20 protein-coding genes are annotated in these 19,375 nt (G+C 49.9%); 11 read left to right on the top strand and 9 right to left on the bottom strand.

Translation table 11 applies throughout. The features are described 5' to 3' along the window. Positions 1-133: 133 nt before the first annotated feature. The 9 genes from yajL to ABT58_RS22040 form a co-directional block, all read right to left on the bottom strand. A complete protein-coding gene (yajL, locus tag ABT58_RS22080; RefSeq protein WP_047876604.1) occupies positions 134-760 on the bottom strand; it encodes a protein deglycase YajL in 627 nt (208 codons plus the stop codon). Continuing rightward, positions 750-1,670 (bottom strand): 2-dehydropantoate 2-reductase, encoded by a 921-nt coding sequence (gene panE, locus ABT58_RS22075; protein ID WP_047876603.1) that lies wholly within the window; start codon positions 1,668-1,670, stop codon positions 750-752. Before panE ends, yajL begins: the two co-directional genes overlap by 11 nt. 141 nt (positions 1,671-1,811) lie before the next feature. Then, positions 1,812-2,636 carry a nucleoside-specific channel-forming Tsx family protein gene (locus tag ABT58_RS22070; protein WP_189595460.1) on the bottom strand — a complete coding sequence of 275 codons (825 nt, stop codon included), beginning with the start codon at positions 2,634-2,636 and terminating at the stop codon, positions 1,812-1,814. A gap of 404 nt (positions 2,637-3,040) precedes the next feature. Further along, complete coding sequence (locus tag ABT58_RS22065) at positions 3,041-3,799, bottom strand: outer membrane protein OmpK (protein ID WP_047876601.1); 759 nt, start codon at positions 3,797-3,799, stop codon at positions 3,041-3,043. 373 nt (positions 3,800-4,172) lie between these two features. After that, a complete protein-coding gene (locus ABT58_RS22060; protein WP_047876600.1) occupies positions 4,173-5,594 on the bottom strand; it encodes an AmpG family muropeptide MFS transporter in 1,422 nt (473 codons plus the stop codon). Between the two features lie 321 nt (positions 5,595-5,915). Next, on the bottom strand, positions 5,916-6,278 hold the full coding sequence (locus ABT58_RS22055) for a hypothetical protein (protein ID WP_047876599.1): 363 nt from the start codon (positions 6,276-6,278) through the stop codon (positions 5,916-5,918). A 49-nt stretch (positions 6,279-6,327) separates the two neighbouring features. Beyond that, positions 6,328-6,873, bottom strand: coding sequence for a peptidylprolyl isomerase (locus tag ABT58_RS22050; RefSeq protein WP_053063171.1), 546 nt, complete (start codon positions 6,871-6,873; stop codon positions 6,328-6,330). Further along, positions 6,873-7,442 carry a YajG family lipoprotein gene (locus ABT58_RS22045; protein ID WP_047876598.1) on the bottom strand — a complete coding sequence of 190 codons (570 nt, stop codon included), beginning with the start codon at positions 7,440-7,442 and terminating at the stop codon, positions 6,873-6,875. The genes ABT58_RS22050 and ABT58_RS22045 overlap by 1 nt, the downstream gene beginning before the upstream one ends. Before the next feature lie 65 nt (positions 7,443-7,507). Continuing rightward, positions 7,508-8,638: a methyltransferase gene (locus ABT58_RS22040; protein WP_047876597.1), complete on the bottom strand. Its 1,131-nt coding sequence runs from the start codon at positions 8,636-8,638 to the stop codon at positions 7,508-7,510. 139 nt (positions 8,639-8,777) lie between these two features. Here ABT58_RS22040 and bolA point away from each other — a divergent pair, with 139 nt between their 5' ends. The 11 genes from bolA to dinB all read left to right on the top strand — a co-directional run bounded on the left by bolA (position 8,778) and on the right by dinB (position 19,304). Beyond that, a complete protein-coding gene (gene bolA / locus ABT58_RS22035) occupies positions 8,778-9,092 on the top strand; it encodes a transcriptional regulator BolA (protein WP_047876596.1) in 315 nt (104 codons plus the stop codon). 143 nt (positions 9,093-9,235) lie between these two features. Then, complete coding sequence (locus ABT58_RS22030; RefSeq protein ID WP_047876595.1) at positions 9,236-10,339, top strand: TRAP transporter substrate-binding protein; 1,104 nt, start codon at positions 9,236-9,238, stop codon at positions 10,337-10,339. A 425-nt stretch (positions 10,340-10,764) separates the two neighbouring features. Continuing rightward, positions 10,765-12,105, top strand: coding sequence for a Na(+)-translocating NADH-quinone reductase subunit A (locus ABT58_RS22025; RefSeq protein ID WP_047876594.1), 1,341 nt, complete (start codon positions 10,765-10,767; stop codon positions 12,103-12,105). 3 nt (positions 12,106-12,108) lie between these two features. After that, entirely contained in the window at positions 12,109-13,353 is a 1,245-nt protein-coding gene (locus ABT58_RS22020) for an NADH:ubiquinone reductase (Na(+)-transporting) subunit B (RefSeq protein WP_047876593.1), read from the top strand. After that, the gene (locus tag ABT58_RS22015; RefSeq protein WP_047876592.1) at positions 13,343-14,137 is read left to right on the top strand and encodes a Na(+)-translocating NADH-quinone reductase subunit C; all 795 of its coding nucleotides are present in this window, start codon (positions 13,343-13,345) and stop codon (positions 14,135-14,137) included. Before ABT58_RS22020 ends, ABT58_RS22015 begins: the two co-directional genes overlap by 11 nt. Then, the gene (locus tag ABT58_RS22010) at positions 14,130-14,762 is read left to right on the top strand and encodes an NADH:ubiquinone reductase (Na(+)-transporting) subunit D (protein ID WP_047876591.1); all 633 of its coding nucleotides are present in this window, start codon (positions 14,130-14,132) and stop codon (positions 14,760-14,762) included. The genes ABT58_RS22015 and ABT58_RS22010 overlap by 8 nt, the downstream gene beginning before the upstream one ends. Before the next feature lie 7 nt (positions 14,763-14,769). Further along, entirely contained in the window at positions 14,770-15,366 is a 597-nt protein-coding gene (nqrE, locus tag ABT58_RS22005; protein ID WP_047876590.1) for an NADH:ubiquinone reductase (Na(+)-transporting) subunit E, read from the top strand. Between the two features lie 21 nt (positions 15,367-15,387). Beyond that, a complete protein-coding gene (nqrF, locus tag ABT58_RS22000) occupies positions 15,388-16,611 on the top strand; it encodes an NADH:ubiquinone reductase (Na(+)-transporting) subunit F (RefSeq protein WP_047876589.1) in 1,224 nt (407 codons plus the stop codon). Between the two features lie 166 nt (positions 16,612-16,777). Then, a complete protein-coding gene (locus tag ABT58_RS21995; protein WP_373300197.1) occupies positions 16,778-17,773 on the top strand; it encodes an FAD:protein FMN transferase in 996 nt (331 codons plus the stop codon). 10 nt (positions 17,774-17,783) lie between these two features. Next, positions 17,784-18,005: a (Na+)-NQR maturation NqrM gene (gene nqrM, locus ABT58_RS21990; protein WP_047876587.1), complete on the top strand. Its 222-nt coding sequence runs from the start codon at positions 17,784-17,786 to the stop codon at positions 18,003-18,005. A 213-nt stretch (positions 18,006-18,218) separates the two neighbouring features. Next, positions 18,219-19,304, top strand: a complete 1,086-nt coding sequence (gene dinB, locus ABT58_RS21985; protein WP_082211214.1) for a DNA polymerase IV — start codon at positions 18,219-18,221, stop codon at positions 19,302-19,304. Positions 19,305-19,375: the final 71 nt, after the last annotated feature.

Raw genomic sequence — 19,375 nt, 5'->3', positions numbered from 1 at the left:
CCACAGAACCACAGAACCACAGAACCACAGAACCACAGAACCACAGAACCACAGAACCACAGAACCCAACTCTGCTTTTTGCCTTTACTCGAAACGCAGTGAGACTCGACACGCGTCCCTCGTAAACTCGCTTTTACTTCTGCTCTTCCTTCATCACCGAATGCATGTTCGGCCACACTACCATTGGCTCTGCCACTTCGGCCGCTTTGGCTTTACCCGCCAGTTGAATGATGATCGCTAAGGCGAACTCTTGTGAGGTACCTGGTCCTTGGCTGGTCAGCAGGTTACCATTCACATCGTAAACCACACGCTTGGTGCGCAGGCGCTCTGCGGGGATATGATCGTGGAACGCTGGGTGTGCGGTCATGATGGCTTGCGGGTACATCTGGTGATGTTCCAGTACCACCGCTGGCGCGGCACAAATCGCTGCCACCAGTTTGCCGTCGTATTTATGCTGATTCACAAACTCCACCAACAGTGGACTGTCACGGAAACATTCCGAACCGGCCAAGCCACCTGGCAGTACTACGCAATCAAACGGCTCATCGGCGACGTTGACCAAAGGAACGTCCGCGACCAGTTTGATACCGCGTGATCCTTCCATGATCAGGGCGCCGTCAGAGGCCACGCTGGCAATGGTGACATCAAAACCGGCACGCAGCAGGATATCGATAGTGTTGATGGCTTCCATCTCTTCTGTGCCCGGGGCGATACAGACCGCCACTTTGATGGTGGAAGATGGGGAGATGTCATGCGTCATGGGTGTGTTGCTCCAATTGTTTGACCTGCTGCCATAGCTGCGCATTGGTTGGCACTGTTAACTGGTGTGCCTGCGCGCGGGCAATGAGATATCCGGTAATATAGTCGATTTCTGTCGTGCGGTGGTGGGAAACATCCTGATGCATCGAAGAAAAATTCTGTGCGGTCGTCTGAATGACGGTATCGACTTGCGTGCGCAATTGTGTCGCGTTGGTTGGGTAGCCCTCTGCATTCATGACGGCGGCCACTTCTTCACAGATCTGCGACAAGGTCGCGTCAAAATCGGGGTGTGCCAATTCACCATTACGGCATTGGTGAATGGCCGTCAGAGGGTTGATGGCGCAGTTAATGGCCAGCTTTTGCCACAGCGGCTGAAAGATATCGTCATGCCACTGACATGGGGCCAGTGCCCGATCAAACACCGAGGCCAACGGTGAGTAAGCGGCGCCTTCTGCGTTCAGTGCGCCCAGCCAGGTTTGTCCGAGGCCGGTATGGTGTAACTGATGGCGATCTGGGCGAAGCGCGGCTTGCGCGGTAGTGGCGTACAGCAATGGCTGGTGGGGCAATAAGGCGCTGACCGCTTCATGAGTCCCCATGCCGTTGTGCATGATGACCACCGGTGTGTGGGCGGCTAAATACGGCTGCACGGCCTGTAAGGCTTCGAGCACCTGAAACGCTTTGACCGTAACTAACACGCAGTCGGCCTGTTCAACCCATGCGGATTGATTGGCGACAAAGTCGAAGGTGCAAGGCGCTGACGGTGGCGTGTCGGGTTGAGACGGCAGCGGTTGAACGGTGATGTTAAGCGATGAGGTGTTATCTCGGGTCCAGAAATGGACACTATGGTGTTGAGACAGATGCGAGCCCCACAATAGGCCAATGGCGCCTGCGCCAACGATGGTGATTTTCACGCGCAATGCTTCCTTGCTGATCAAGAGAGAGAAGGCAGCATCATAGCATGAACATATTCATGAGCGTGTTCGTGAACACGCACGCTGAGGGGCTGACCCTTAGCGTGCGGTTATAGGAGCTGTTGTGTCGGAATCCGCGCGTTAGAACTTGTACGTTGCCGAGAAGTAATGGCTGATCCCGGTGGACTCAAAGTCATTGGTATCGCGAATGAGGTAGACATCGTGATACAGCTTAAAGCCATATCCTAATGAGTAGCGATCAGAGTGCCAGTAAAAGCCGTTGAACATCACGCCACCATTGTGTGCTTGCGTGTTGCCTTTGAAGGTGCCGTCAGCAGCAAACTGGTAATCGATGTAACCTTGGTAAGCAATGAAGCTGCCGTTAGAGAAGTTATAGAAGGGTTTAAACCAGTTGGTAGATAACTGCAGGCCATTCCAGTCTTTGTTGTTGATGTCGTACAAGCCATACAGATTGACCCCGACTTTTCCGAACCACGGCACTTGCACATCCGAACCAATCCCCCAGAAGGAGTTATTCACTGGCGGGAAGTCACTGTTTTTGTTGTAGCCACCATCCCAGTTGAACAAGGTGGCGATATACCATTCTTGGATAGGCCCGATAGAGAGATCTTTTTTGGTCAGGGCATCGAGCGATACACGCGGGGCAAATTTCATGAAAATTTTGGCCCGATCGTTTTTATCACTGGCATCGTGATCGGTTAAGTCAAAGATATCGACATACCCGTACAGGTCGAAGATCCCCGAACGACCACCAAACTCCATTTCAAGATAGTCGTGCCCTGACGGTGCATCCGGCGAGCGTGGCAGCTCTTCCAGGGCGTACATCAAATTGAACTGTAGCCATTTGTAATCATTTTTATGGATATCGTCGGAGTAGTCGACGGCGAAACTGGCACCTGAATAGGCCAAGGCGGAGCAGAACGTTAAGGTCTTCAGTGTTTTCATTATGTTGTCTCGCTAACCATTTGCCATTGCTTTTTCTTCTCGATCCGATTTTGCTGCTGTAATAAGTATGCGTGCAGTCGGTATACGCGATGGGGGAAGCGTACATCGGAGTAGAAGCGGTGAAGTAAAAGGCGTGACACCACCTTTTTGATTGCTGTTTAGCTAGTAATAAATGTAGTGGACAGGTTTATGATTGGTGGATTGTCTTAGCGATGGGGCAAAGTATTGCTTCTGGGAGCAAGACGTTAAATGAAAATGCTGAGGAAATAGAAAGGGTAAGCGTCGTCGTCTCGGAAATAATTTTCATCTTATTTTTGAGAGCAAGGCAAAGCAGGCAGAAAAAAGTGATAAATATCATGACAAAAAAAGCACCCGAAGGTGCTTTTTTTGTGGAGAAGTGCAACTTAGAAGTTGTACTTCACAGTGTAGATAACTGCGTTAGAGTTACCTGCACCGCCTAGTTTGTTGTAGGCGTAACGGTACTGAACACCGGTTGTTACTGCGTCAGTAACGTTCCACCATAGTGCGATAGCACCGTTTGCAGATAGGTCGTCAGTTTCGCCGTTAGTGTCAACGCCTTTGTCGTTAATCACTGTTACGTAGTCGTTGTGACGAGCGAATTCAGTTTCGTGCCAGTTAGACAGCATGAAGCTCTGACCAAATGCGTTGAAGTTGTAACCTGCAACCCAACCAGCCATACCGCCGTTCATGCCGTTGAAATCGTTAGTTGTGGTGTGGTGTGCACCAACCCAAGGGTTGAAGAACCAGCCGTCGCCAGAGAAGTTGTAAGACAGACCAAGCACGTTGTTGTTTGCCTGGAAGCCTTTAGCTTGCGTTGAGTAGCTCTGTGCGTATGCACGTAGTTCACCCAGGCCTAGTTTGTAAGCGATAGAACCTTTAGTGGTTGTCGCTGTTTGGTTGTCGCCATCCTGTACGTTTTCTAGGTCGATGAAACCGTACAATTCACCCCAAGTAAAGCCTGCGCCACCTTCAAGCTCTAGGTAAACGAAATCATCCTTACCGCCGCCTGAACGCTGTTCAGTACCTTTAGACCAGTCTAGGTAGTTAACGCTTACGTTACCGAAACCGTATAGGTATTCAGCTTGTGCTGGAAGGGCTGCTGCCGCTGCAAGTACGCTTAGTGCTACTAGTGATTTACGCATGGGGGAACTCTCGCTAATTGTGTTTTATGACCGAGCTTTTTGGTTGCCCGTGTTCTGTTGGCGGCGATTCTATTGGTTTCTGTCACGCTTGGGAATGTAACGTTTGCGCAATCCTTTGCGAGATGTGATCTTGATCTCGTGTAATCGATTACATTTCATCATTAAAGTGATCTTAAGCGTATTTTTTATGCGGTTTTTCGTTGAATTTCTAAACAAACTGTGAACACACGCATTAACCCCTGAAGGTGGATATACTTTTTAGGGATGTGATTGCGCTTGAAAATTGATTTGTAGTATGAATCATCAACAGGATAGGGAATAAAAAATGTGTTTTTCGCCTATTACGGCGAAAAACACAGAGAAGGGAAACTTGTTACGGTTTGCTGGTGGTTTTTGAAGAGTGGTCCGGGTCGCCGTTCGGATTCCCGTTTGGGTCCCCGTTGATGGCACCGTGACGTTGGTTCAGGATGTAAATCAACGCGAGTACCGGCAGACCGATCAGGGCGGTGCTGAGGAAGAAAATGTTGTAGCCGAACATGTCCACATACAAGCCAGAGAAACCGGCAATGAATTTCGGGAACAGCAGCATGATCGAACTGAACAGCGCATACTGAGTGGCCGAGAATGCCACGTTGGTTAAGCTCGACATGAAGGTGATGAAGGCCGCTGTTGCGATACCGGCACTGAGGTTATCCAGCGAGATCACTAACGTCAGCATTGGCAGGCTATTGCCAATGTAACTGAACAGCATGAACGCCAGGTTCGTACAGGCGGCCAGAATTGCCCCCAAGGCCAGAATGCGCATGGTGTTGTATTTGCTGACCAATATGCCGCCTAAGCCTGCGCCGAGCAGGGTCATGATCACGCCATACACTTTGGATACCGACGCGACTTCGGTTTTGCTAAAGCCCATGTCGACATAGAAGGCATTGGCCATCACACCCATCACTACATCGGAAATTCGGTAGCAGCTGATCAGCGCCAAAATGAGCAGGGCATGTTTGCCGTAACGCGAGAAAAAGTCCAAAAACGGCATTACCGCTGCGGTATAGGCCCAAGCGGCAAAGCGTGCCATTTGTGGCGAGTAGCCTTTGTCCAGCAGGCGCTGTTTGTAGTCGTTTTCAATCTGATCGATCTCGGTGCTGTCGATGGTCGGTTCATGAATGCACAGCGCGGTAATGAGGCCAATCAGCATCAAGCTTGCCATGATGAAATAGGCGTATTTCCAGCCGTTCGGATCATATTCGCTGTTTGAACCAAACCAGGCGGCAAAAGCCAGTGCCCCTGCGCCGGCCATGATCATCGCTAAGCGGTAACCGGTCATGTAGGCTGCCGCCAGTGCGGCTTGCAGGCGTTCAGAGGCTAATTCAATACGGTAGGCATCAATCACTATATCTTGCGAGGCGGAGGAGAACGCCACAATCAGGGCAAAGATCGCCAATTGGACTAAATCGACTTGTGGGTTACTCACTGCCATGCCAATCAAAGATCCGATGATCAACAGTTGCGAGAACACCATCCAGCCCCGGCGGCGGCCCAGCAGCGAAGAGAGTACGGGGATCGGAAAGCGGTCGATTAGCGGTGACCACATCCATTTGAAGCCATAAGCCAAGGCAACCCAACTGAAAAAGCCAATGTCAGTACGGCTGACACCGGCTTCACGGAGCCAGAAAGAGAGGGTGCCAAACACCAGTAACAGTGGAAGACCGGAAGAGAAGCCCAATGCGAGCATGATCAGGACTTTTTTCTCCAGATAGACCCGCCAGCCTTGTGCGTTATCGATAGAATGCGCCATGTATCCCTCAGGTGATGTAGCGTGTGAAGTGGGGTGCCATTATACCCAAGTCACCCGTGGTTCTGTTATCCAAAGGTCAGGTTGGGTGATGAGCCTGTGATAAGCGGGTGTTTCCCCTTATCGTTTTCTATGCACGCTACCGATTTTTGTCGCAAAAAGACAGTAAAAGTGCCTGTCGGCGATGAGGGTGAAGACAAATATCTGGAAAAATTAGGTATGCCCGATCTCTGAGATGAAAGAGAGGGCCAAGAGAAGACCAAGAGAAGACACGACAAAGAGAGGCATTGGCTGAAGAGGGAAAACCTGAACAGCTGCGAGGGGTTACGGGCGGATCCCTTGGGCTTTTTCCGGTCGCTCACCAAGCCCTAATAAAAATTGGGCCGCATTATTGGCCTTAAATTGCAGGAAGTGATTGCCAAGTAGTTGGTGCTCTTCTAAGGATTCCAGCAAATGTACCAGATACCAGTAAGTGGCTTCGTAACTGTCTTGCGCCGGGCCGGCAGGCACAGATAACCGCCACCATGCATACAGGTGTTCGGTAACGGTGGTTTTCAGGGCGGTGTAGGGCACATGGCCGTTGGTCACGCCGAGTACGCAAAGCGCCAGTTCAGGGGCGTGATCATCAATGTGCTGACGAATGTGGTGGGCGGGCGGCTCGCTGTTAGAGACAACAAGTTCAAGCATAAAGGTCACCTGCTCATAGATGAGGTGCCGGTGACCTTATCTATGCCTACTATTTAATAATCTTCACCGCTTCAATAACTATAGGCTGTTGTGGAACATCTTTCATACCCATAGCGCGTGTGGTTGGGATCTCCGCCATTTTTTGAATCACAGAGAAGCCTTTTACCACTTTACCGAACACAGCGTAGCCAGGCTGGCTGCCGCGCGCATTCAGGAAGCTGTTGTTTTCATAGTTAATGTAGAACTGGCGTGTCGCCGAATGCGGATCTTGGGTACGTGCCATCGCGACCGTTGCACGATCATTTGGCAGACCGTTCGCTGATTCGTTTTTGATTGGCGCGTAAGATGGACGCTGCTTCATGTCTTTATCAAAGCCACCGCCTTGTGCCATGAAACCCGGGATCACACGGTGGAAAATGGTGCCGACATAGCTGCCATCTTTCACGTACTTCAGGAAGTTTTCACTGGTTGTAGGGGCTTTCGCTTCATCCAGTTGGATCACGAAATCACCCAGGTTAGTGGTAAATTGTACTTGGGTCGCTGCGCTGACGGGTAACGCCAAGCAAAGCAGTAACGCGACGATAAAACGTGGCATTATAGGTTCTCCTGCATGTATTTATTCAACTCCTGATCCGCATAGATATCTTTCAATACTGCGTTGATCAGGTTGTTCATTGCCAATTCCATGTCTTCCACAGACGCGCTCATTGCACCCGTACGCTCAGATTTACCGGAGTAACGCTTGATGAATTTACCGGTTGGGGTTTCTACCACCAACTGAAGCTGCAGTTTGCTGCTCAGATCATGGCTCATTACGCTGTGTTTCACGTTAACCATGGCTTCCAGAACGTCCAGACGCAAGGTGCCTTGGCTGTCTGCGGTAATGGTGTAGCCTTGAGAAGCCAACTGACGAGACAGCGCTTGCTCAAGCGTAATGCGTAGGTTTTGCGTGCTGTGCAGAGGCTGAACGTTTTCACGGCCGCTGTCTACTACCGCGATAAATTGTGCGGTGCGCAGATCACGGCTATCCAGTGCCAGTGCTTTACCTTGCACAAGCGGTTGGGCGGCAATCACAGGCTGTGGCGTCAGGGTCAGTTGCGGCTCTGACGGTGTTGAACATGCCGTTAGCGCAAAAACAGAGGCGGCAAGCAGAAGCTTCTTCATGTGTTGTTATCCTTAAGAAAAAAGAGGGCCGCCGTGTGGAAAGCGGCCTGAAAGTCGTTATAACGTTATTTATCTGATTGATAAATGACAAATTTATTATTTTGTGCAATCACGGTGACGTTACCAAACAGGCGTTTGAGCTTGTCTCCGTAACCCAAATGGCGGTTACCAATCACCACCAATTGTCCTTTCGGACGCAGGGTTTGTTTCGCATCACAGAACATCTGCCAGGCAATATGATCAGTAATGGTATTTTGCTGGTGGAACGGTGGGTTACACAGCACCAAATCGGCGCTGTGCGCAGGCATGTCATCCAAACAGTTATTGGCAACGGCGCGCAGTTGTGCCGGATTGTCCAAGTTGGCTTGGGCATTGTGCAGGCAAGATGCCACCGCCATAAAGCTTTCATCCACACACAGCACATTGGCTTGCGGGTTCAGCTTGGCCGCTTTAATCCCAATCACGCCGTTACCACACCCTAAGTCAACGATGTCGTGCAGATCGGTGCGAACCGGAATGTGCTCCAGCAACAAACGCGCACCAATATCCAGGCTCTCGCCTGAGAACACATTGGCATGGTTAAGCAGGCTGATCCCATGCTCTGGTACAGTCCACTGCAACGGTTGTGGCAGCGGTTTGGCCAGTGCCGGGTTTGGCTGGCAGAAAATCAAACGGGCTTTTTTAACGGCCAGTGATGTTTTCGTTTCACCCAAGTGCTTTTCAAACAGCTTCAGGGTCGAGGTATGGATGTCCTTCGCCTTTGCTGCCGCAATCACGGTACAGTCAGCCGGTAGCGCCTGACACAACTGGTGTAATTGCCAGGTCAGCAGGCGGTTGTTTTTTGGCAGTTTGATCAGTACTAATTGTGGATTGGCTGGCAGATCTGCCAGTGCATCAATCACGTTCACCGCTGGCAACTGGTTATCTTGCAAGTTAGCCAGTGTGGCTTGTTTGGCAATGAACGAGTCGGTCACACAGGTGACGTTACCGTGTGGGGCGAACCAACAGCTGAGTGCCCCGAAGCTGTCGTTCAGGATCACGATCGGACGCGCCGGATCCAACGGCTGGGTTGAGGCTTCCAGGGTGTTGATGAGGTATTCATCTGCCGCATCCCATGCTTGCAGGGTTTCATTTTGCCTAACCGGGTAGCGCTGTAGTGTCAGCGTGCGCCCGTGCAGGGTTAGCTCTGGTTTCATTAAAGGATTCTTTGCGGTATGTTTACGAGTTATTGGGTATTTTCGCAAAACCTGCCTGTACTGCAAACCTATATTTATAAACAGAGGCTGACCGCACAGGCGGGACGAACCCAACGGCAGCCTTCGGAGACGGTAAGCCATGATTCAGCAACGTATCGAAGAGAAACTACAGCAGGCTTTTGCACCTCAGCATCTGGCGGTGATCAACGAAAGTTACATGCACAATGTGCCGGAAGGTTCTGAGAGCCATTTTAAAGTGGTGGTTGTCACGCCAGCCTTTGAAGGTCAGCGTCTACTGGCACGCCACCGTGCGGTGAATAGCGCCTTGGCCCATGAACTGGCCAATGACATTCACGCTTTAGCGATTCACACCTATACACCGCAAGAGTGGCAAGCGCAGCAAGAAAGTGCGCCGGCCTCGCCAAATTGTAAAGGCGGCTTTCATTTAGGCTAAAACTTTACAGATCCCATCATGAGAAAAAACCGCCGTCAGGGCGGTTTTTTTGATCTGAACTTTGAGATTAACAACAATTTTACCTGACTGAATTTTGTACACTGGCGAGTCAGTGATCCAAGGAATGGGTCAGTTTGATAACGATGGCAGACAGAAATGTGAATAGTGCGATGATGAAAAACCATTACCGCTTAGGGGCACTGTTGTGCCTGTTTTTGCTGATGCTGGGATGTTCCGAGCAGAATGCCGATGAGGTTGCCTCGCCAGCGCCGATTGAGTGGCAATTAGCGACCTCATGGCCAAAAGGATTTCCCGGGGTCGGGCACACCGCCGAAGCGTTCGCCCAGCAGGTGAATGAACTCAGTCAGGGGCGGTTGGTGATCCATGTACATGGTGCCGGGGAGTTACTGCCGAGCTTTGATGTGTTTGATGCGGTCTCTAAAGGGCGGGTGCAAATGGGGCACTCGGCGGCGTATTACTGGCAAAATATGATCCCTGCGGCGCCGTTTTTTACGGCCGTGCCATTTGGGATGAATGCCTATGAGATGGATACCTGGTTATCGCAGGGCAATGGGCTGGCTTTATGGCAAGATTTGTATGCCCCTTATGGCGTGATCCCGTTGCCGGGTGGGAATACGGGCGCACAGGCGGGAGGATGGTTTCAAAAAGACATCCAGTCGTTAGATGATTTTCGAGGCATGAAAATGCGGATGTCCGGTTTTGCCTCACATGTGTTTCAGGAAGTGGGTGGGGTGCCGGTGAATTTGCCCGGTGGCGAGCTCTTTACTGCCCTGAAAACCGGGGCGATTGATGCCGCCGAATGGATAGGTCCGTACAATGATCTCGCATTTGGTCTCCAAAATGCGGCAACGTACTATTATTACCCAGGGTGGCAGGAACCGAGCGCGACCATGGAGTTTTTAATTAATCAGTCAGCCTATGAAGCCTTACCTGCTGATTTAAGAGAGATAATCGTGGTGGCCGCTGACGTGGTTCACAAAAAAATGCTAGAAACTTACACCCATGAAAATATTCTTGCGTTGCAGGTGTTGAATAACGAGCATGACGTGTTTGTTAAAGCGTTTCCGCCTGCGTTGTTGGCCGAATTAGAGCTCGCCTCGTGGGCGTGGCTTGAACAACAAAGTGCGCAAGATGCCAGCATGGCGCGCATCTATGCGTCATATCGGCAGTTTTTGCGCGATCATCGCGCATACCGTGATGTCACAGAGCCGTTAACAGCGCAGTAAATGTAAAAAAGAATTAACATCGAGACAAAATTTAAACAAATACATATTGGTCAGATTTCATAATTGTTGTAAGTGTTTTCGTTTTGTTGTGTTTTTATTAATTTTCTAACGCATCTGAAAAAAGCATGCTAAAAGTAAGGGTTTTTCACTTTTGTGCGTTAGTTCAAAATAATAGCCATATAAACCTATTGTGTTTAAAGAGTTAGCCGATTTTCGGTCGGATTCGCGTGGTTTGGCATGGTAAAAACCAGTCATTTAATGCTAAAATTCCGGCCTCAAAATTGCTCCGCACAAAAAGTGTGACGAGTAAGTGAATAGGATGTTGCGGTGCTGGTATAGGACAAAAACCGGCTTCGGACGAAGGAAAGTCGTGTCTAATTGCGCAATAGAAAATTTTTTTTCCCGTTAATGTAGTGCAAGTGCGTATGATTACAATAAAGAAGGGTCTGGATATCCCAATTTCAGGGGCTCCTACCCAGGCGATAAATGATGGTAAGTCCATCACACGTGTCGCCTTGCTTGGCGAAGAATATGTTGGTATGCGTCCTACAATGCATACCCGCGTAGGGGACGTAGTGAAGAAAGGTCAGGTTCTTTTTGAAGATAAGAAGAACCCAGGCGTGAAATTCACTGCTCCAGCCAGCGGCAAGGTTGCAGAAATCAACCGTGGTGCGAAGCGTGTTCTACAATCCGTTGTGATTGAAGTAGAAGGCGACGAGCAAGTAACGTTTAACCGCTACGAAGCAAGCCAGCTAGCCTCTCTTGAGCGTGCTGCGATTGTTGAGCAGTTGGTTGAGTCTGGTATGTGGACTGCGCTTCGTACGCGTCCGTTCAGCAAGGTACCTGCTATCGATGCTGAAACTCAGGCGATCTTCGTTACTGCGATCGACACTAACCCACTAGCAGCTAACCCAGAAGTGGTTATCAACGAACAAAGCGATGCGTTTGTTGCTGGCCTGACTGTGCTTTCTCGCCTAACCAGCGGCAAAGTGATGGTATGTAAATCTGGTGCTAGCCTTCCTCGTGCGAAAGAAGCGAACATTGAAGAGCATGTTTTCAATGGTCCTCACCCTGCAGGTCTAGTTGGTACGCACATCCACACACTGTACGGCGCAAGCCTTCAGAACGTGGCATGGCACATCAACTATCAGGACGTGATCGCATTCGGTCAGCTTTTCCTAACCGGTGAGCTATACACAGACCGCGTGGTATCTCTAGCGGGTCCTATCGTGAACAACCCTCGTCTAGTACGTACTCAAATCGGTGCTTCTCTTGAAGAGCTGACTGATTCTGAGCTAATGCCTGGCGAACTGCGTGTCCTATCTGGCTCTGTGCTAAATGGTGTACATGCGGCGGGTCCTCACGCGTACCTTGGCCGTTACCACCTACAGGTATCTGCGCTACGTGAAGGTCGTGAGAAAGAGTTCCTAGGCTGGATCGTACCAGGTAAAAACAAGTTCTCTGTTACTCGTTCATTCTTGAGTCAGTTCTTCCCAGGCCAGTTGTTCAACATGACAACGACCACCAATGGTTCTGAGCGTGCGATGGTGCCAATCGGCAACTACGAGCGCGTTATGCCACTGGATATCGAACCGACACTGCTGCTTCGTGACCTGTGTGCAGGTGACAACGACAGCGCAGCGCAACTAGGTGCTCTAGAGCTTGATGAAGAAGATCTAGCACTATGTACGTTCGTATGTCCTGGTAAGTATGAATTTGGTCCAATGCTACGTCAGTGCCTGGACACAATTGAGAAGGAAGGGTAATTCATGGGTCTCAAGAATTTACTCGAGCAAGTTGAGCACCACTTTGAGCCAGGTGGTAAGCACGAGAAGTGGTTTGCGCTGTATGAAGCGTTCGCTACTCTTATGTATACCCCAGGCCAAGTAACACGTGCGGGCTCGCATGTACGTGACAGCATTGACCTGAAACGTATCATGATCATGGTATGGTTTGCGGTATTCCCAGCAATGTTCTGGGGTATGTACAATACCGGTCATCAGGCTATTGAAGCACTGAACCACCTTTACTCTGGTGAGCAGCTGACTGCAATTATTGCAGGCGACTGGCACTACTGGCTAACCCAAATGTTGGGCGGCACTATGTCAGCTGACGCTGGCTGGGGTAGCAAAATGCTACTGGGTGCAACCTACTTCTTGCCTATCTATGCGGTTGTATTCGCAGTAGGTGGTTTCTGGGAAGTCCTATTCTGTATGGTGCGTAAGCACGAAGTTAACGAAGGTTTCTTTGTTACTTCTATCCTTTTCGCACTGATCGTACCGCCAACACTACCACTTTGGCAGGCAGCCCTAGGTATTACCTTCGGTGTGGTTGTCGCAAAAGAAATTTTCGGTGGTACAGGCCGTAACTTCCTGAACCCTGCACTTGCAGGTCGTGCGTTCCTATTCTTCGCATACCCAGCTCAGATCTCTGGTGATCTAGTATGGACGGCGGCAGATGGCTTCTCTGGTGCAACAGCACTAAGCCAGTGGGCACACGGTGGTCAGGCAGCAGTAGTGAACACTATCTCTGGTACACCAGTAAGCTGGATGGATGCATTCATCGGCCGTATCCCTGGTTCTATCGGTGAAGTATCAACGCTAGCCATCATCCTTGGTGGTGCGATGATCGTGTTCATGCGTATCGCTTCATGGCGCATCATTGCGGGTACCATGATCGGTATGATCGCAACGTCTACGCTGTTCAACATCATTGGTTCTGATACTAACCCAATGTTCAGCATGCCTTGGCACTGGCACCTGGTTCTAGGTGGTTTTGCATTCGGTATGATGTTCATGGCAACCGACCCAGTGTCTGCTTCATTTACCAACAAAGGTAAGTGGTGGTACGGCGCACTAATCGGTGCAATGGCTGTGATGGTACGTGTAGTTAACCCTGCGTACCCAGAAGGTATGATGCTAGCAATCCTATTTGCTAACCTATTCGCACCTCTATTTGACAACCTTGTAGTCCAGGGCAATATCAAGCGGAGACTAGCTCGTCATGGCAAGTAATAACGATAGCATTAAAAAGACGCTGATTGTTGTTATCGCACTGAGCCTAGTGTGCTCGATCGTGGTATCAGCAGCAGCGGTTGCGCTACGTCCTCTACAGCAAGAAAATGCGGTACTAGACGTTCAGCGTAACATCCTGTCAGTTGCAGGCCTTCTAAAAGACGGCACTAACGTAACTGAAACTTACCAGAAGTTCATCGAACCAAAACTGGTTGATCTGAAAACTGGCGAGTTCGTGGCTGAATCTGAAACAGGTGCAACCCCTGCTCAGTACAACCAGCGTAACGCTGCGAAAGATCCTGCACAGTCTATCCGCCTAACAGGCGAGCAAGACAAAGCGAAGATCATTCGTCGTGCTGACATCGCAACTGTTTACCTAGTGAAAGATGCAGACAACAAAGTTGAGAAGCTGATCCTACCGATTCACGGTGGTGGTCTGTGGTCAATGATGTACGCATTCATCGCGGTAGAAACTGACGGTAACACCCTAGCGGGTATTACTTACTACCAGCAGGGTGAAACCCCTGGATTGGGTGGTGAGATTGAGAACCCAACATGGCGTGCTCAGTTCGTTGGTAAGAAGATGTTTGATGACAACAACAAACCAGCAATTCGCATTGTTAAAGGTGGCGCTCCAGAGGGTGACATCCACGGTGTTGACGGCCTATCTGGCGCAACATTGACAGCGAATGGTGTTCAGCACAGCTTCGACTTCTGGTTGGGTGATATGGGCTTTGGTCCATTCCTAGCTAAAGTGCGTGCAGGAGAACTAAACAATGGCTGATACTAAAGAAATGAAGAAGATTCTGTTCGGGCCGTTTATCGACAACAACCCGATCGCGCTTCAGATCCTTGGTGTGTGTTCTGCTCTGGCAGTAACCACTAAATTGGAAACAGCTTTCGTAATGACACTGGCGGTAATGTTTGTAACCGCATTTGCGAACTTGTTTGTTTCTCTGATCCGTAACCACATTCCAAACAGCGTACGTATCATCGTTCAGATGGCGATCATCGCATCATTGGTAATCGTGGTTGACCAGGTGCTAAAAGCTTACCTATACGATATCTCTAAGCAGCTATCAGTATTCGTAGGTCTGATCATCACTAACTGTATCGTAATGGGCCGTGCAGAAGCATACGCGATGAAATCTGCGCCACTACCATCGTTCCTTGATGGTATCGGTAACGGTCTAGGCTACGGTTTCGTACTGATCACTGTTGCTTTCTTCCGTGAACTACTAGGTTCTGGCAAGCTATTCGGTATCGAAGTGCTGCCTCTAGTGTCTAACGGTGGTTGGTACCAGCCAAACGGCATGATGATCCTAGCACCATCAGCGTTCTTCCTGATCGGCTTCATGATCTGGGTTATCCGTACCATCCGTCCAGAACAAGTAGAAGCGAAGGAGTAAGGGGACCATGGAACATTATCTAAGCCTTCTAGTTCGTTCGATCTTCATCGAGAACTTGGCACTGTCGTTCTTCCTAGGTATGTGTACATTCCTAGCGGTATCGAAAAAAGTAAAAACTTCTTTCGGTCTGGGTGTAGCGGTAACAGTGGTACTGGCGATTGCGGTACCGGCTAACAACCTGATCTACAACTTGCTGTTGAAAGACGGCGCGATTGTACCGGGTGTTGACCTAAGCTTCCTGAACTTCATTACGTTCATCGGTGTGATTGCAGCACTGGTACAGATCCTGGAAATGGTTCTGGACCGCTTCTTCCCACCACTATATAACGCGCTAGGTATCTTCCTACCGTTGATCACCGTTAACTGTGCGATCTTCGGTGGTGTATCTTTCATGGTACAGCGTGATTATAACTTTGCTGAATCTGTCGTTTACGGTATCGGTTCAGGTATTGGTTGGACGTTGGCCATCGTTGCTCTTGCGGGTATCCGTGAGAAGATGAAGTACTCAGACGTACCTCCAGGTCTTCGTGGCCTAGGTATTACATTCATCACTGTTGGCCTTATGGCGTTGGGCTTCATGTCCTTCTCCGGCGTTCAGCTGTAATCAGGAAAAAAGGAATAATCAATGGATATTATTCTTGGTGTAGTTATGTTCACCCTGATTATCCTGGCTCTAGTTTTAGTGATCCTATTCGCTAAATCTAAGCTGGTACCATCAGGCGACATCACTATCTCAGTAAATGGCGACCCAGAAAAAGCGATTACAACCGCTGCGGGTGGCAAGCTGCTAGGTGTACTAGCAGGTAGTGGTATCTTCGTATCATCAGCATGTGGTGGTGGTGGTTCATGTGGTCAGTGCCGCGTGAAAGTAAAATCTGGCGGCGGTGATATTCTGCCAACAGAACTTGACCACATCACAAAAGGTGAAGCCCGTGAAGGTGAGCGTCTAGCCTGTCAGGTTAACGTGAAAACTGACATGGACATCGAGCTACCTGAAGAAATCTTCGGTGTGAAGAAGTGGGAATGTACTGTTCTTTCTAACAACAACGAAGCAACCTTCATCAAAGAGCTTGTGCTTCAGATCCCTGAGGGTGAAGAAGTACCGTTCCGTGCGGGTGGTTACATTCAGATTGAAGCGGAACCGCATCACATTAAATACGCAGACTTCGATATTCCTGAAGAATACCGTGGTGACTGGGACAAGTTTAACCTGTTCCGTTACGAGTCTATCGTGAAAGAGCATGCGATCCGTGCTTACTCTATGGCGTCATACCCAGAAGAGAAAGGCCTGATCAAACTGAACGTGCGTATCGCGACACCGCCGCCAAACAACCCAGACGTACCACCAGGCATCATGTCTTCGTACATCTGGTCTCTGAAGGCAGGTGACAAGTGTACTATTTCTGGTCCATTCGGTGAGTTCTTCGCGAAAGACACTGATAACGAAATGGTATTCATCGGTGGTGGTGCGGGTATGGCACCAATGCGTTCTCACATCTTCGACCAGCTTCTACGCCTGAAATCTAAGCGTAAGATGACTTACTGGTACGGTGCGCGTTCTAAGCGTGAAATGTTCTACGTAGAAGATTTCGATACGCTAGCGGCTGAGAATGACAACTTCGAGTGGCACGTTGCTCTGTCTGATCCACTACCAGAAGATAACTGGGATGGTTACACAGGCTTCATCCACAACGTGATTTACGAGAACTACCTACGTGATCACGAAGCACCAGAAGATTGTGAATACTACATGTGTGGTCCACCAATGATGAACGCAGCCGTTATCGGCATGCTGAAAGATCTTGGTGTTGAAGACGAAAACATCCTACTGGATGACTTCGGTGGCTAATCAGCCCTGACCCATAAAAAATTGGCTGGCTCTGTATAGGGCCAGCCTTTTTTCGTAATAATAGAGATAAAAGCGATTTACTGTTCTGTTGTCAGAGGGTGGCAGAAACAATCTAGTCTTTCATTTGGAGAGTTGTTGGATGAAGACGTTCTTGAGCCGAGCACTGATGATGCTCGTGTTAGCAGTCACCTTGTCTGCATGTAGCGATCAGCGTGAGTTGATCCACCTTAACGGTGCCACTATGGGCACGTACTATTCAATTAAGTTGATTAAGCAGGAAGGCTTACCGTCTGCCGATGAATTGCAGGCCGAAATCGACCGTCGTCTGGAGCTGGTCAATGATCAGATGTCGACGTACCGTAAGCATTCCGAGCTCAGCCAATTTAACCAGCACCGCAGCAGCGAGCCGTTCCCGGTTTCAGCCGATACGGCGAAAGTGGTGAAAGAAGCGCTGCGTTTGTCAAAAATGACAGACGGTGCCTTAGATGTGACTGTCGGTCCGATTGTGAACCTTTGGAGCTTTGGCCCGGAAGCGCGCCCAGAGCGTACCCCGACTGATGTTGAGCTGGCTGAGCGCCGTAAAGAAGTCGGCATTGAGCACCTGAGTGTGCAGGGCAACAACCTGATCAAAGACATTCCGGACTTGTATGTAGATTTGTCATCCATCGCTAAAGGTTTTGGTGTGGATGTGGTTGCGGATTACTTCGAACAATTGGGCGTGGCTGACTACCTGGTCGAAGTCGGCGGCGAAATCCGTTTGAAAGGCAAGAATGTTGAAGGTGTGCCATGGCGCATCGCGATTGAAAAGCCAACCGAAGATGGCAGCCGTGCGATTCAAGAAGTGATTGAACCGGGCAATATGGCTGTGGCAACATCGGGGGATTACCGTAACTACTTTGAGCAAGACGGCGTGCGCTACTCACACCTGATCAATCCAAAGACCGGTAAGCCGATTGCAAACCATGTAGTATCGGTCACGGTACTGAACCCTTCTTGTATGACCGCAGATGCACTGGCAACCGCGTTCTCTGTGATGGGCGAAGAGAAGGCAATTGCGCTGGCGAATAAAGAAAAATTGGCTGTGTTGCTGATTGTGAAAACTGAGCAGGGCTTCAAAGAGTATCCGTCAGATGCCTTTGTCCCTTACATGAAACAGAAGTAGAGATACTCGAATGGTGATTTATCTAACAACCTTTGCGGTGTTCTTGCTGGTGATTGCGGCGATGGCCGTGGGTTACATCTTCCAGCGTAAAACAGTAAGCGGCAGCTGTGGCGGCCTTGACGGTATCGGTATTGCCAAAGAGTGTGATTGCCCTGAACCTTGTGATGCACGTAAAAAGCGTGAAGCACGAGCTGCCCGTCAGGAAGAGTGGAAGAAAAACCAGATTATCTGATCGGTTTGTCTGACCGCCAGACACGTCACCGCAAGGTGCAGAGTGTCACCAATCATGAAGCCCGGCGCGTCCGGGCTTCGTGTTATTTGTCGTTTCTTGCGTCTTTCCTTCCCTGTCTCCGTCTCGTTGGTTCACGCCTATTCCCCCTTTATTTGTCTGTCACTTTGCCTATAATACCACTGTATAAACGACCAGTTATCAGGTGAGTTCGGCATGCTGTCTTCGCGTCCTAGCGCTCAAGCAGAAAAACAGAGAAAGATCATCCATGTAGATATGGATTGCTTCTTTGCGGCTGTTGAAATGCGCGATAACCCGGCATTGCGTGACATTCCGATTGCCATCGGTGGGCGCTCTGAACAGCGCGGGGTGATCAGCACCTGTAACTATTTAGCGCGCAAATACGGCGTGCGTTCGGCCATGTCGACCGCCAAAGCCATGCAACTCTGTCCGCACCTGACGTTGGTGTCCGGTCGTATGGAGGTCTACAAAGAAGTCTCCGGCCAAATTCGCGAAATCTTCCAGCGCTACACCGATAAAATCGAACCATTGTCGCTCGATGAAGCCTACCTCGATGTCTCCGAGTGCGAATTACACCACGGCTCAGCCACGTTAATTGCGCAGGATATTCGTAAGGTGATCCGCGAAGAGTTGGATCTGACCGCCTCGGCCGGTATCGCACCGGTGAAATTCATTGCCAAAATCGCCTCTGATATGAATAAACCTGACGGCCAGTTTGTGGTCACGCCCAATGACATCCCGGCTTTTGTAGCGGATCTGAAATTGGAAAAGATCCCCGGGGTGGGTAAGGTAACGATTCAAAAGCTGCATGAAAAAGGCCTCTATGTTGGGCGCGATGTGCAGCAGTACGATCAGCATTTGCTGTTACAGCAGTTCGGCAAGTTCGGCCAGTCACTGTGGTCACGGGCACACGGCATTGATGAGCGCGAAGTGGTGGTGGAGCGTGAGCGCAAATCAGTCGGGGTAGAGCGTACCTTTTCTCACAATATTGCCACCTTTGAGCAATGCTGGGAGGTGATCGATCGCCTGTATCCGGAATTGGAGAAACGCCTGAAACGGGTACGCCCCGAGCTGAACATTGCCAAGCAAGGGGTCAAAGTGAAGTTTGCGGATTTTCAGCAAACCACTGTGGAGCATACCCAGCCGAAACTGGATAAAGAGCAGTTTGTCGGTTTACTTAAAGAAGCGTTAACCCGTCAGAAAGACAGAGAGATCCGCCTGATCGGGATCAGTGTGGGGCTGGAGTTAGGTACCAAAGCACAGCAGTTGTCGTTGTTTTGATAATAGGGTCGAGTCCCGAGTCTGAAGGGACGAGGAAGAGCGGGGGGAGAAGAGCGGGGGGAGAAGAGCGG

This window comes from Photobacterium aphoticum, assembly GCF_001029435.1.
Classification (GTDB): domain Bacteria; phylum Pseudomonadota; class Gammaproteobacteria; order Enterobacterales; family Vibrionaceae; genus Photobacterium; species Photobacterium aphoticum.
The sequence above is the reverse complement of the archived record's forward strand: the minus strand, read 5'-3'. Positions and strand labels throughout refer to the sequence as shown.